The following is a 13,057-nucleotide window of genomic DNA, read 5'->3' as shown; positions in this document are numbered from 1 at the left end:
AGAGAATTTGAGTTCCAGTCCACGTAGTATCAGGACAAAAAAGCGAGGGAGGCATGATGCCTCCCTCTTTCTATTGCAAGCCCCGCTGGATAAAGGCTGGAGGAAGATCGACTGGACACAGCCTTGCCCCCTCAACTCAAATCCAATTTATGAATAATCAGTCAAAAAAGTGCTTATCTGAACAGCATTGCGCCAGATTGGCGGGGCTTTTTGTATCAACCGAACAGTGGGGGAGCCTGGCTCCCTGGCCGCTTACTGGTTGTGGCTGGCGCGACGGGGACGACGGGCCTGGGCCGGCTTCGCGGCGCCATCAGCCGGACGCTGGCCGCCCTGGGGCTTGGGCTTGCCACCGTTGCCGGAGCGGTTACCGCCGCCATTGCCACCGGCGCCATTGCCGGAGCGACCGGCACCCTGACGCTGGCCCTGGCCCTGGCCTTGCGGACGCGGCGCACGGCGCTGCTCGCTCGGATCCCGCGGCTCTTTGCGAAGCGGCGCGCCGATGCCACGGGCGATGTTGTCGAGGGTCTCGCGGGAGGCTTCAAAACCGGCCACCTGCTCGCACGGAATGTTCTGCTTGGTCAGCCGCTCGATGGCCTTGATGAGCTTGCCTTCATCGGCCGCGACCAGGGAGATGGCGTGACCGGCGGCGCCGGCACGGCCGGTACGGCCGATACGGTGCACGTAATCTTCCGCCACGTTCGGCAGCTCGAAGTTGACCACCTGGGGCAGTTTGTCGATGTCCAGGCCACGGGCGGCGATGTCGGTCGCCACCAGCACCTTGACGCTGCCATCCTTGAAACCGGCAAGGGCGCGGGTACGGGCACCCTGGCTCTTGTTGCCGTGGATGGCGGCGGCGCTGACGCCGTTCTTGTCGAGGGTCTCGGCAACGCGGTTGGCCATGTGCTTGGTACGGGTGAACACCAGCACCTGCTGCCAGTCGTTGCTGGTGACCAGGTGACTCAGCAGGGCAATCTTGTTGGCCTTGTCGCAGGGGTGTACCAGCTGCTCGATGCGCTCGGCGGTGCTGTTGCGCGGGGTCACTTCGATCACCGCCGGGTTGTCCAGCAGACCGGTGGCCAGCTCGCGAATTTCGTCGGCGAAGGTGGCGGAGAAGAGCAGGTTCTGGCGCTTCTTCGGCAGCAGGGCCAGGATGCGGCGGATGTCGCGGATAAAGCCCATGTCGAGCATGCGGTCCGCTTCGTCCAGTACCAGGATCTCCACTTCGTCGAACTTGACGGCGTTCTGGTTGTAGAGATCCATCAGGCGGCCCGGGCAGGCCACCAGCACGTCCAGACCACGGCGGGTCGCCATCATCTGGGGGTTGATGCTCACGCCGCCAAATACCACGTGGCTGCGGATCGGCAGGTGCTTGCCGTAGTTGCGCACGCTCTCGCCCACCTGGGCGGCCAGCTCGCGGGTCGGGGTCAGCACCAGGGCGCGGATGCGGTTCGGGGAGACCTTGCGCTTGCTTTCAATCAGACGCTGCAGCATCGGCAGGGTGAAACCTGCGGTCTTGCCGGTCCCGGTCTGGGCGGCGGCCATCAGATCACGGCCAGCCAGTACCGCCGGGATCGCTTGTTGCTGAATGGGAGACGGGGTGTCGTAGCCTTGCTCGGCAACGGCACGCAACAAGGGTTCGGCCAGACCGAGGGAAGTAAAACTCATAGTTACCTGCTAGGGATAGGGGCGCCAAAGATCGTGGTGGGGCTCCTCTGCTGAGCCGATGCCATCTCACAGGATCCGGGCCTATAGAGAAAACAACGATTTCCCCGGGGAGCAGAGCAAAGGGGAAAGAATAGAGGCGCAGTCTAACGGAGTTGGCGCACTTAGACGAGGAAAATGTGATGCGCCTCCCAGCACGGCTGGAAATAGGGACGAAGGCAGGACAAAATGGCCCGAATCGCCGTATGTATCAATGCCCCTGCGCAGCCTGCCGGGGACGGCGCGATACACGGAACAGGAGGTTTTGATTGAAACGGAAGTTCACCCCCACCGCCCGGCGCATGCTGGGCCTCGTCCTGCCCCTGCTCTTCGCCCAGCCCCTCGCCGCCAGGGAGACCCTGTCGGTGGCCTGGAGCCACTGGCCCCCTTTCAGTCAAATCGCTGCCGACGGCACCCTCGGCGGACTGGACGTGACCCTGACCCGCCAGATCCTGGGCAAGGCAGGCGTGGAGCCCGCCTTTCGCAACCTCCCCTGGGCCCGGGCCCTCTACCTCATGGAGCGCCAGCAGCTGGACGTGGCCATGGGCGCCCTGAAAACCCCCGAGCGGGAGCGGTTCGCCCGCTTCTCCGCCCCCTATCGGCGCGCCAGCTTCGTGCTGCTGAGCCAGCGCCCGCAGGCCGGGGAGCCCGACGGCTGGCAAGGGCTCACAGAGCTGGCAACCCTCTGCCAGGCCAAGGGGCTTCGACTTGGCAAGCTGCGGGGTACCCGCCCCCTGCCGATGAACGAGGAGTGCCCTGCCCTCGGGCAGGCGAGTGAATACAACAGCGATGACAGGCTGCTCACCCTCTTGCTGGCGCGCCGCCTCGACGGCGTCATCATGGAGTGGCAATACGCCCGCTACCAGCTCGGGGCGAGCAATGCCATCCAGTGTCAGGTGCTCTTGCACCAGCAGCCGGTGCGCCTGATGTTTGCCAAAAAGGCCGTGAACGATGAGGCGCTCGCCCGCATCGATGCCGCCATCGCCACCCTGCCCTCACCGGATCCCGCCTTTGCGCCGCCCCGCTGCCGCCTGGACGCAACCCGGCACCCATCGCTCTCGACGCCATCGGCCCCCTGACGCCGACGCCGGCAAAAAACCATGAAAAAGGCGACCCTGGGGTCGCCTTGTGGTATCTGGTGATCACTCACCTGGCCCGCAGCGTGATCAGCGCAGCTGCGGGGTCTGGGTGTGCACGCCCTGGTTCTGGGCGCGGTGGCGCAGCAGGTGATCCATCAGCACCAGGGCCAGCATGGCCTCGGCGATGGGCACGGCACGGATGCCGACGCAGGGGTCGTGACGCCCCTTGGTGATCATCTCGGTGGCCTCACCGCTGGTGGTGATGGTCTTGCCCGGCACCGTGATGCTGGAGGTAGGCTTGAGGGCCATGCTCACCACGATCTCCTGACCCGACGAAATGCCCCCCAGGATGCCCCCCGCATGATTGCTGGCAAAGCCGGTCGGAGTCATCTCGTCCCGGTGCTCCGAGCCTTTTTGCTCCACCACCGCGAAGCCGTCACCGATCTCCACCCCTTTCACCGCGTTGATGCCCATCATGGCGTGGGCGATGTCGGCGTCGAGGCGGTCGAACACCGGCTCCCCTAGGCCTACCGGCACGTTGCGCGCCACGACGCACACCTTGGCCCCCACGCTGTTTCCCTCTTTCTTGAGGGCACGCATGTATTCATCCAGCGCCTCCAGCTTGCCCGCATCGGGGAAGAAGAAGGGGTTCTGCTCGATCTGGCTCTCGTCGAACCCTTCCGCCTTGATGGGGCCGAGCTGGGAGAGAAAACCCACGATCTCGATGCCGTGCACCTGTTTCAGGTACTTCTTGGCGATGGCGCCCGCCGCGACCCGCATGGCGGTCTCGCGGGCCGAGGAGCGGCCGCCGCCACGGTAGTCACGCTGGCCGTACTTCTGGTGATAGGTGTAGTCGGCGTGGCCGGGTCGGAACAGATCCTTGATCTCGGAGTAGTCCTTGGAGCGCTGATCGGTGTTCTCGATGAGCAGCCCGATGGAGGTGCCCGTGGTCTTGCCCTCGAACACCCCGGAGAGGATCTTCACCTCGTCCGCCTCGCGGCGCTGAGTGGTGTAGCGGGACGTACCGGGCTTGCGCCTGTCCAGATCCCCCTGCAAATCGTCTTCGCTTATCTCCAGCCCCGGCGGGCAGCCGTCGACCACGGCGCCCAGCGCCAGACCGTGGCTCTCGCCGAAAGTGGTGACCCGAAAGAGTTGGCCGAAACTGTTCCCTGCCATGAATGCTCCTTGCTGCTTAGTTCTTGTAAATGGCGAAATGGGCCTGGTACTGCTCGAGCTCTGCGCGGGTCATCACAAAGACGCCGTGGCCGCCGTTTTCGAACTCGACCCAGGTGAAGGGCACCTCGGGGAACTGGGCTTCCAGGTGGATCATGCTGTTGCCCACCTCGACCACCAGCACGCCATCCTCTTTCAGGAAGTCGGCGGCATTGGCCAGCAGACGTTTGGTGAGCTTGAGGCCGTCGGAGCCCGACGCCAGGGCCAGCTCCGGCTCGTGGCGAAACTCCTCCGGCAGATCCGACATGTCCTCGGAGTCCACGTAGGGCGGGTTGGAGACGATGAGATCGTACTTGTCACCGGCCGGCAGATCCCGGAACAGATCGGAGCGAATGGGGATAACCTGCTGCTCCAGCCCGTGATCGTTGATGTTGCGCTCGGCCACGTTGAGGGCATCGACGCTGATGTCGATGGCATCCACTTCCGCATGGGGGAACTCGTGGGCCATGATGATGGCGATGCAGCCGGAGCCGGTGCACAGGTCCATGATCCGGGTCGGTTCGTCTTTCAGGAAGGGGGCGAAGCGGTTGGCCACCATCTCGGCGATGGGGGAGCGCGGAATGAGCACCCGTTCGTCCACGTAGAATTCCCAGCCCGCATACCAGGCCTTGTTGGTCAGGTAAGGCGCCGGAATGCGCTCCTGCACGCGGCGGATGATGAGCTCGGCGATGCGGTGGCGCTCGCTGGTGGTCAGGCGGGAGTGGCGCATGCCCGGATCCACGTCCGGCGGCAGATGTAACGCGGGCAGCACCAGTTGCACGGCCTCATCCCAGGCGTTGTCGGTACCATGTCCGTAGAAGATCCCGGCGTCGTTGAAACGACTCATGGCCCAGCGCAACATGTCCTGGATGGTGTGCATTTCGGCAACCACCTCATCGATAAATATCTTGTCCAAATCCACCTCCAAGTCGAGTAATATCCGGCCCGAGAATTTTATACAGCGAGCAAGACGAGTACCTGATGAAAAATACGCCCTCACTCACAGACGAGGAAAGCCTGCTGTTTCGTGATGCTGTCAAAGGTACCCGGAAAATTAAGCAAGATACCATAAGGGCCTCCTCAAGCCCGGTCAAGCAGAAACGCGAAGTGCGCGAGAGCCGCGAAAAGCTTGGGGTTGACCACTTTTTCAGCGACGAGTACCAGCCCCATCTCGAGGCGGACGGGCCGACCCGTTACGTGCGCGACGACGTGTCAAAATTCGAGCTGAAAAAGCTCAAGCGCGGCAGCTACCCGCCGGAGATTTATCTGGATCTGCACGGCATGAACCAGCACCAGGCCAAGCAGGAGCTGGCGGCCCTGCTCACCCTGTGCCGAAAAGAGAACATCCACGTCGCCTCGGTGATGCACGGCATCGGCAAGCACATCCTCAAGCAGCGCATCCCGAGCTGGCTGGCCCAGCACCCCGCTGTGCGCGCCTTTCACCAGGCGCCGCGGGAGTGGGGGGGCGAGAGCGCCATCCTGGTGCTGCTGGACATCGAGGAGTGACCCCCTTCCACGCCCCGCCTTGCCCCGGGCGAACGCCATAAAAAAACCACCGCCAGCTTGCGGTGGTTTTTTCTTGGCGCCCCGCAGGGGTCAGCCGACGACTTCCATATGGCGCTTGAAGTTATCTAAGATGCTCTGCCACCCCGCCCGCTGCTGTTCGCCGCTGTGCAGGGACTCGGTATCGAACCGCTCCTCCACCCGGGTGCCCCCCTGCTCTGCCACGAACCGCACGCTCACCTCGCGGCCATCGTCCATGACGTAGCCGAGCCCCGTCGGTGCTGTGACCTCGGTGAAGGTCCCCTCGAAATCAAACCCCGTGCTGCCATCCCGCGCCGCCATGTGGTGGCAAAAACGCCCGCCCACCCGCAGGTCCACCCGGCTTTGGGGGCAGTGCCACTGCGGAGAGGCGGCGTTCCACGCCATGATGCTGGCGGGGGTGTTCCAGCCCTGCCACACATCGGCAATCGGCCTGGCAACCCAGACGCTGACGCTTATCTTCATCTCTCTGCTCTTCTGGCTTTCCTGCACGTTTTGCACTGTGGCACTGTCATGCCACGCCGGGCGCATCGGGCTGCGCCAAAAAGTGGGCCACCAGGGCATTGGCATGACCGTGACCCATGGCGTGTTCGTCCTTGAGCCAGGCCACCAGGGCCATGTGTTTGCGCTCCTCCCGCCCTGCCAGCAGGGTCAGCCAGTGGACGATGGGCTGGCCGTATTTCTGCTCGATGGCGGGAAAATAGGAGGCAGGCCCCTTCACCTTCGGTTGTTCATCCATGATGGCTTCTCCTCGGGGTGAGTACAGGCTCAGGGTTTGGGGGCGAACTGCTCGAACACCTGCTGCCCGGTCAGGGTCGGGGTGTCGTTCTTGAGGGCATAGAAGTCGGGCTTCTCGTCGATGAAGATCTGCCCGGTGAGCTCGAACCCCTGATCCTGAAACAGGCCGGCGGAGAGGATGTACTCGTCCGTCGGCAACAGATGGTAGAAAAGATGGGTGCCGCAGGTGGGGCAGAATCCGCGCTCCGCCCACTCCGACGAGCGGTAGGCCACCGGGGCCATCCCGGTGAACCGCACGCCCTTGCCCCCGTGCACCGCGAACATGGGCCCCCCTGACCAGCGCCGGCACATGGCGCAGTGACACAGGTTGACCTCCTTGTGATCGCCGCTCGACACGGTGATCCCGCCACACAGACAATGTCCTTCCATGATGCCTCCTGAGAGTTGGGGCGACAGACCGGGCGAACGGGTGCTCGCCTTCTTGCCGCACCAGATGAAGTAGCACGGGATCCGGGGGGCGGCAACTGACCATTCCGGAGCCTCACCGCAGGGCTGAGGCTCCCGGAGCGGGAAAATCCCCCTCTTTATTCATCGTGTGAATGACTCAACACATTTCATGCACCGGATAAATAATGGTCAGGTTCCCTCCTGCAAGGCGATGCGATTCCCCTCGCAATCCCGACACTCCGCCACCCGGAGGCTCTCCCCGACCCGGGTGACGGGATAGAGACAGGCCCCGCCCGATGCCAGTGCCCGGGCCATGGCCCCCTCGATGTCAGGCACCCGCAGATAGATCCGGGTGCCATCCAGGCTCGGTACATAGCTCTCCCCCTTCGCCAGGGCGCCGGAGCAGCCCGCCGTGCCACCTTCCAGGGGAAAGAGCGCCATCTCGTTGCCATCGATCTGCACCCGCTCCAGCACCGTCTCGAAGACCCCCTCATAGAAGCGGATGGCTCTCTCCATATCCTGTACCGGAATTTCAAAATGAATGGCGATGTTCATGGTCATCCTCCCTCGGTGTGAATCCGCACTCTATCAGTGCCAAAAGAGGCGCAGCAAGCCAGCGCGGCGATCAACAAGGGAGGCGTGCGGCCTCCCCGGGGTGCTTGCGCTTGTACTGACTATCAGGTCACCGGTGCCCAGGGGTCGCCCTTGCCCGGCTCGTTGCCCTGGGTCCACCACTTGGCCTGATAGATGATCCCCTTGTGGCTCACCTTGTTGCCCGCGGTGTAGACCTTGCCTGCCTCCCAGGCCGGTACCCCGTCCACCAGTGGCGTGCCGGGGTCGACCGGGGCCGGATCCAGCGTGGCCACCACCCGTACCTTGGGCCAGCTGGCGTGGGAGCCGTAGAAGTTGGTCACGCACTTCTCGTAATCCCCCGGCACCAGGGCCGAATAGGCGGTCTGGTACCCCACCAGATCACACTCGAAGGAGTAGCCGCCGGGTCTGTCCGGGTAGTATTTCCAGTTGCCGTCCCAGTTGGTGTAGAGCACGTCGGTGGCGCCGTTGAGGTTGAGACTGCCATAGGGGGTCTGCTGCCAGCAGGTGTTCTTCTCGTCCGCCAGCAGCGGGATCCCGTAGTGGGCCGCGAGCCCCTCCCAGTAGCGGATGCGGTTGACCGGCTGGCCCTTGTTCTTGTTCTGCTCGCCGCACTCGATGCCACCGTTGATGATGTTGATGGTGGTGCCAAAGCCGTAGCCGATGCCCGCCGCCAGCTCACGCTGGGAGGGCACCCAGGTCCGGTCGATGACGTGCAGCATGGCGGGTTTGGGGGCCTGGGGCGTCAGGAAGAACCAGATGGCGGAGGCGAGGTTGAGCCAGGAGTCCGCCACCAGCCCGGGGTTGTTGAGGAGCACAGAGGCGTCGCCGTCGAACATGGCCTCGGAGAAGGCGCCGTAGTTGAAGTGGTAGGAGAGCTGCTTGGCGCCGCGACCGAAATAGCCCTGACCGGTGCTGCAGGGCCAGCGCCGGTTCTGCCAGTCACTCTGGCCACACCCCGTGGTGTAGCCGGTCTGCCCCTCAGACCAGCCCATCTCCCGCACGTGCACCAGGGCCTGTTGCCACTCCTCCAGCCCTAGGGGGTTGTCGGAGACATTCTCCTTGGCAATGTGGCCGCCGGTCTCATGGGCAAAGTGGGCGAAGGCGGTGATGATGGACTTCTTGCAGATGGCGTCCGCATTGCGCCCGTCCGTGTAGTCGCCGCAGAAGGCGGGGAACTTGCCCACCGCCCGCAGGAAGCGCTCGTAGGTGTACTCCGGGGCGGCCATCTGGGTCAGGAACTCCCAGTCCGATTCGGTGAAGACCCGCTCGACCCGCTTGACGTTGTCCGGGTTGCCGGGGGCGCGGGCAACGATGGCCTCCACCACCGAATTGGGCCGGGTGGCCAGGGCGTGGGACCAGATCCCGTACATGGGGTTGGCGGTCTTGGCCTGGGCCGCACTGGCAAGATCCACCGCCGCCATCACATAGCCCCCGCTGTTCTGGGGATCGGGCTGGATTGTCATGGCGCTCTGGCCGGGCAGTGCCCAGACGAGGGCAACCAGGCAGGCGGTACGCGTGAGCATGAACATGGGTAACCATCCTTGTCTTGAAAATGTCAGGGCGAGCATAGGCATCCTGACAACTAAATTCACGACAAGAATTAAGAATTTGGCGAAATTGTGAGCCATGCCTCCCTGCACTCAGATGGCGCTCGTTTGCAGGGGAATCCAGCCCCTGGTCTTGCGGCCGCAGCCATCCGACCTGTCCAGACGCTTGCTCAGATCCCCCCTGCGCGCACCGCCCGGATCAGCAGATTGCGCGGGGTCATGGGTTTGGGACAGAAGGTGCCCACCTCGACCCGGTAGCCCTGCTCCTCGAGGAAAAGGGCGCGATCGAGCAGCAGCCAGATTTCCAGGGGACGGCGAAACAGGTGGCGCACCAGCTCCATGCGGGCGACATCGCCAAAACGCCGCTCCCCCTGTGCCAGCAAGGCGGCGTAGTCGAGCCCCGCGGGCAAGCCCATCCCCTTGCGCTCGGCGGCCCAATGGCAGAAATCCTCGAAGCCCCCGGTCAGCAGGCTCTTTTGCAGGTTGGGCACCGGCAGGTACTCATCCACCCCGCGCACCTGGCGCTGCAGGCAGTCAAAGGCGAGGCGCCACACCACCTCCCGCTCCCGCAACCGGGCGATGCGGGCGCCGCCGGTCACCGTCTCCTGCAGCGGCAGCTTCAAATCGCTCTTGCCAAGGCGCAGGGCACTGGCCCTGGCGGCCCGGGAGAGGGGCGCGTAGTGCTCTCCTCTGATGAGGTGGTAGCAACACGGGGAGAGGGTCACCCCCTGGGCACGCCCCTCGGCCACCCGCGTCAACAGATGGGTGTGCAGATCGCCGCAGGCATGGAGCGCCATGGCGTGATGGTGCGGGGCGATGAGGGCCCCGGACTCGGCGGCAAAGGCATCCGCCTCCACGAACCGCATGTTGGCGCCGTCGCGCGCGGCGAGCCGCCGCCCCTCCTCGCAGAGCGCCCCCTGCCACTCCAGGCTAAGGATCTCCGCGCCACGGTGCAGCGACACCAGGCGCCCCAGATGCCCCTTGCCGGCGCACCACTCCAGATAGGGACCTTGGTGGGGGGGCAGGCAGCCGGTGAAGGCCTCTATCTGCCCCTGCTTGCGTCCCGGCATGTACATCGCCATGGTCCTGGCGCACTGGACGGGCTCTGGGGCGAAAGGGGCAAGCTCGCCGAGGGCCTGCAACTCGGCCCCCGCCGGGATCCAGGGGGCAAGCAGGGTGCAGAGCGCATCCATGTCCCCGTCGAGGTGCGCTATCTCGTCAAGGGTCAGGGCTGCCAGGCACTTCGCAAGGGCTGGCGCCTCGCGGGCAAAGGCGATCCCCAAATGGTGATAGGGCTGGTATTGCCACCAGCGTCGCTCGGCGGTGAGCAAGCAGTCCAGTTGTCGAAAACGGTGGGCCAGCACGGTGAACCTGTCCTTTGGCGCAAAAAGGGAGGCTCATTCTAGCGATCTGCCGTCAAAAAGCACTCGCCTGTGCGCCGCTGGTAGCCTGACAAAAAGCAGGGATTTGTGCTATATTCCGGCCCCTCATTCGCGCAGCCCGCCACGGCGAGCAGCTTTACCCCTATAAACGGAACCCAATCATGACCATCAATGCCATCCTGCAAGCCCGTGCAAATGCCAAATGCGAGCTGTGTGGCGCAGAACATGCGCTGACTGCCTTCCCGGTGCCGCACTCCCCCGCCAGCGACGACGACCACAGCGTGGCCCTCTGCGCCACCTGCCGCGGCCAGCTGGAGCAGCCGGACACCACGGAGGTGAACCACTGGCGCTGCCTGGGTGACAGCATGTGGAGCCAGGTGCCGGCGGTGCAGGTGATGGCCTGGCGCCAGTTGAAGGCCCTCGTCGCCCGGGGCGAGCTCTGGGCCCAGGACATGCTGGACATGATGTACATGGAAGACGAGGTCAAGGCCTGGGCAGACGCCGGCGTGACCAGCGACGCTGACGACAGCGTGCCGACCGTCGACTCCAATGGCGCCGTGCTGGTGGAAGGGGACTCCGTCACCCTGATCAAGGATCTGGACGTCAAGGGCGCGGGCTTCACCGCCAAGCGCGGCACCCTGGTCAAGGGCATTCGCCTGACCAACAACCCGCTGCACATCGAGGGCAAGGTCAACGGCATGCAGATCGTGCTGGTGGCCGCCTACCTGAAGAAGGCCTGATACCGCCCCTTCAAGCCAGAAGCGCCCCCAGGGGCGCTTTTTTGTTGCCTCTGTTTCCTGCCGTTCGGGTGGCACTCGCGGGAAACTGGACTATCCTGCAAACCAGTTCCGCGGTATGCCCCTCCCCTGACTGTCAGTGCGCCAACGGAGAGGGCCTTCCCGGCACGCATGGAAAGACCCCGGGCACCCTGATCCCCATGGCGCCCACGAGACAAGGAGCCGCCCCATGGCCAGCAAGAAAGAGATCAAGAAGAAGATCGCCGCCCGCCAGGCGAAAATCGCCAAGCACGAAAGCAAGATCAAAAAGCTGAAAAAAGCCCTGAAATAGGGGCTGACAACCATTAAAACCGCCTGATGGCGGTTTTTTCATTACTGCGTTGGCCGCAAGGCGCGTCGAGTGGCCATGACTGCCAACCTCCGGCTAGCACCAATACTTCCTGTTCCAACCACAATCCCCTTTCGATCAGATATATAAGGACCTCTTCCAGTTGCTTGCCATGCTCACTCACCACGGGGACCTCCTCCCATGGGATCTTGCCTCTGCTGATCGGTTGCCCCTCCAGACGGCGGATCAGAGTGCGGGCATAGTGATGAACATAGGCCATCAAGGTGTCGGGTAGCCAAAGAGCCAACGGACGACGAAGGGCATGGGCCAGCTCGTTAGCGATATCCAATCCGCGCTGATCCAGATCGCCAAAATGGGCCCAGGGTACGGCAGCCGGCAACAGCGGGAATACCTGACGTGCCAACTTGGTATTGCGGCCAGGCACATAGAGCAACAACTCCCCCACTTGCAGCGGGTAATCCACGAAAGCTCCCTTGTTCTCCACCGTGACCAGTTGCCGCCCCTGCCACTCAATGCCATGTAACTTACTCAAGCAGCGCTCCGGTAAGACCAGCTCTCCCAATAGTGCCAGTTGCGCCCTCATGTCGTGGCGCAGTCCGTCCTGGTCGATGAGTGACAGCGGGCTCAGCGTGCGAAGTCGAATCACTTCATCCTGTGTCAGCGTGATGTCGATAGCATCATTATCTGGATCTATCCCGCTCTTGCTGTCCCCATGCCAGAGGGCATGAAAACTGGCCTGGTTTAGATGTGCGGGCAGGTCCACCCCGAGAGCCCGTATCGTGTCACGCCTGTCCGGCATCACTGGTGCAACCTGTGCCAGCTGTGCTGCGAGATAATTCCTTCCAGCATCGGTCAACACATGACGAGCCCCTCGTCCCACTGGCTTGACTCCACCCACAGCCTGCAGGAGATCTCTCAACTCGCGGCCATGCTTGCTATCGAGTGAATATCCCTGGTTATTAGTGTCTGCCAGCAAGCGGGCACAGAGATCCTGCACACGACGCTCATCAAAAAGTGACATCCTCCCCCCCCTCTTTCATTGCGGTTCCATATGGCCAAGTAGAGGGGATCTTTCTGTCCACAACCGTGACCTGTCTCGCACCAAAGGAAGATCGCTCTTTCAAACCGTCACCCGTCCACAAGCTCGTGGCAGGATGGTCAGCGGTTACGATTGGCAATCCATCGACATCGGTGAAATCAGTATGCTGCGACGCCATCTTAAATGCGAAAGGGGACTCCCTCCGACGTAGGTGGGAGGGGAATTTCGCCGGGGCGTCAGCCCCGCTGGTTTTGAATGTATTGCTTGATCACCTCCAACGGTGCTCCGCCGCAAGAGCCCGCAAAGTAAGAGCGTGACCAGAGTACGGGTTTGCTGTAAGCACCTCTCAAGTCCAGAAATTCATTACGCAGTCGCCTTGATGTGACCGCCTTTAACGAGTTCACCAGTACCGATAGCTGCACCGTTGGCGCGTACTCTATCAGCATGTGAACATGATCAGCCTCTCCGTCACACTCTTTCAGTTCCGCACCAAAATCTCTGCAAACCTCTGCCGCACACTGACCGAAGGATGCGTGATGCAGACCCCCCAATATCGGCTTTCGATACTTGGTGATAAACACCAAATGTACGTGCAAAGCGTAGGCCGCATGGCGTGATTTATTAATTTTAGTGAATTGCATTCTGTCACTCAATCGGGCTTAATAGATATGGCAATAATGCTACACACTG

Annotated in this window: 14 protein-coding genes; 3 read left to right on the top strand and 11 right to left on the bottom strand. The window is 63.0% G+C overall.

The window, feature by feature from the left end:
- Window positions 1-252 precede the first annotated feature (252 nt).
- Window positions 253-1,665 carry a DEAD/DEAH box helicase gene (locus J9892_RS23750; protein ID WP_161470131.1) on the bottom strand — a complete coding sequence of 471 codons (1,413 nt, stop codon included), beginning with the start codon at window positions 1,663-1,665 and terminating at the stop codon, window positions 253-255.
- A gap of 338 nt (window positions 1,666-2,003) precedes the next feature.
- Here J9892_RS23750 and J9892_RS23745 point away from each other — a divergent pair, with 338 nt between their 5' ends.
- Window positions 2,004-2,780: a transporter substrate-binding domain-containing protein gene (locus J9892_RS23745; protein WP_171865710.1), complete on the top strand. Its 777-nt coding sequence runs from the start codon at window positions 2,004-2,006 to the stop codon at window positions 2,778-2,780.
- A gap of 87 nt (window positions 2,781-2,867) precedes the next feature.
- Here the strand turns inward: J9892_RS23745 and aroC are convergent, their stop codons facing one another.
- Both aroC and prmB read right to left on the bottom strand, forming a co-directional pair.
- Entirely contained in the window at window positions 2,868-3,956 is a 1,089-nt protein-coding gene (aroC, locus tag J9892_RS23740) for a chorismate synthase (RefSeq protein ID WP_042017130.1), read from the bottom strand.
- Window positions 3,957-3,972: 16 nt separating this feature from the next.
- Window positions 3,973-4,908, bottom strand: coding sequence for a 50S ribosomal protein L3 N(5)-glutamine methyltransferase (gene prmB, locus J9892_RS23735; RefSeq protein WP_041211581.1), 936 nt, complete (start codon window positions 4,906-4,908; stop codon window positions 3,973-3,975).
- A gap of 65 nt (window positions 4,909-4,973) precedes the next feature.
- On the opposite strand from prmB, the gene smrB reads away from it, so the two are divergent.
- Window positions 4,974-5,498, top strand: coding sequence for an endonuclease SmrB (smrB, locus tag J9892_RS23730; protein ID WP_049636766.1), 525 nt, complete (start codon window positions 4,974-4,976; stop codon window positions 5,496-5,498).
- 90 nt (window positions 5,499-5,588) lie between these two features.
- Here smrB and J9892_RS23725 read toward each other — a convergent pair whose 3' ends face one another.
- The 6 genes from J9892_RS23725 to J9892_RS23700 all read right to left on the bottom strand — a co-directional run bounded on the left by J9892_RS23725 (window position 5,589) and on the right by J9892_RS23700 (window position 10,224).
- Window positions 5,589-5,999 carry an SRPBCC domain-containing protein gene (locus tag J9892_RS23725; RefSeq protein ID WP_052816240.1) on the bottom strand — a complete coding sequence of 137 codons (411 nt, stop codon included), beginning with the start codon at window positions 5,997-5,999 and terminating at the stop codon, window positions 5,589-5,591.
- Between the two features lie 46 nt (window positions 6,000-6,045).
- Window positions 6,046-6,273 carry a DUF4287 domain-containing protein gene (locus J9892_RS23720; RefSeq protein WP_042863908.1) on the bottom strand — a complete coding sequence of 76 codons (228 nt, stop codon included), beginning with the start codon at window positions 6,271-6,273 and terminating at the stop codon, window positions 6,046-6,048.
- A gap of 29 nt (window positions 6,274-6,302) precedes the next feature.
- Window positions 6,303-6,701: a GFA family protein gene (locus tag J9892_RS23715; RefSeq protein ID WP_041211468.1), complete on the bottom strand. Its 399-nt coding sequence runs from the start codon at window positions 6,699-6,701 to the stop codon at window positions 6,303-6,305.
- Between the two features lie 207 nt (window positions 6,702-6,908).
- Window positions 6,909-7,274 carry a VOC family protein gene (locus J9892_RS23710; RefSeq protein WP_052816241.1) on the bottom strand — a complete coding sequence of 122 codons (366 nt, stop codon included), beginning with the start codon at window positions 7,272-7,274 and terminating at the stop codon, window positions 6,909-6,911.
- Between the two features lie 122 nt (window positions 7,275-7,396).
- Entirely contained in the window at window positions 7,397-8,842 is a 1,446-nt protein-coding gene (locus J9892_RS23705; RefSeq protein ID WP_171865708.1) for a chitinase, read from the bottom strand.
- Between the two features lie 188 nt (window positions 8,843-9,030).
- Complete coding sequence (locus tag J9892_RS23700; RefSeq protein WP_049636771.1) at window positions 9,031-10,224, bottom strand: methyltransferase; 1,194 nt, start codon at window positions 10,222-10,224, stop codon at window positions 9,031-9,033.
- Window positions 10,225-10,403: 179 nt separating this feature from the next.
- Here J9892_RS23700 and J9892_RS23695 point away from each other — a divergent pair, with 179 nt between their 5' ends.
- On the top strand, window positions 10,404-10,982 hold the full coding sequence (locus J9892_RS23695) for an alkylphosphonate utilization protein (RefSeq protein WP_049636772.1): 579 nt from the start codon (window positions 10,404-10,406) through the stop codon (window positions 10,980-10,982).
- 341 nt (window positions 10,983-11,323) lie between these two features.
- Here J9892_RS23695 and J9892_RS23690 read toward each other — a convergent pair whose 3' ends face one another.
- Both J9892_RS23690 and tnpA read right to left on the bottom strand, forming a co-directional pair.
- Entirely contained in the window at window positions 11,324-12,349 is a 1,026-nt protein-coding gene (locus tag J9892_RS23690; RefSeq protein ID WP_049636773.1) for a Wadjet anti-phage system protein JetD domain-containing protein, read from the bottom strand.
- A 254-nt stretch (window positions 12,350-12,603) separates the two neighbouring features.
- Window positions 12,604-13,008, bottom strand: a complete 405-nt coding sequence (gene tnpA, locus J9892_RS23685) for an IS200/IS605-like element ISAs26 family transposase (RefSeq protein ID WP_210539147.1) — start codon at window positions 13,006-13,008, stop codon at window positions 12,604-12,606.
- Window positions 13,009-13,057 lie beyond the last annotated feature (49 nt).

The organism is Aeromonas sp. Prich7-2 (genome assembly GCF_017939255.1).
Classification (GTDB): Bacteria; Pseudomonadota; Gammaproteobacteria; order Enterobacterales; family Aeromonadaceae; genus Aeromonas; species Aeromonas caviae.
The sequence above is the reverse complement of the archived record's forward strand: the minus strand, read 5'-3'. Positions and strand labels throughout refer to the sequence as shown.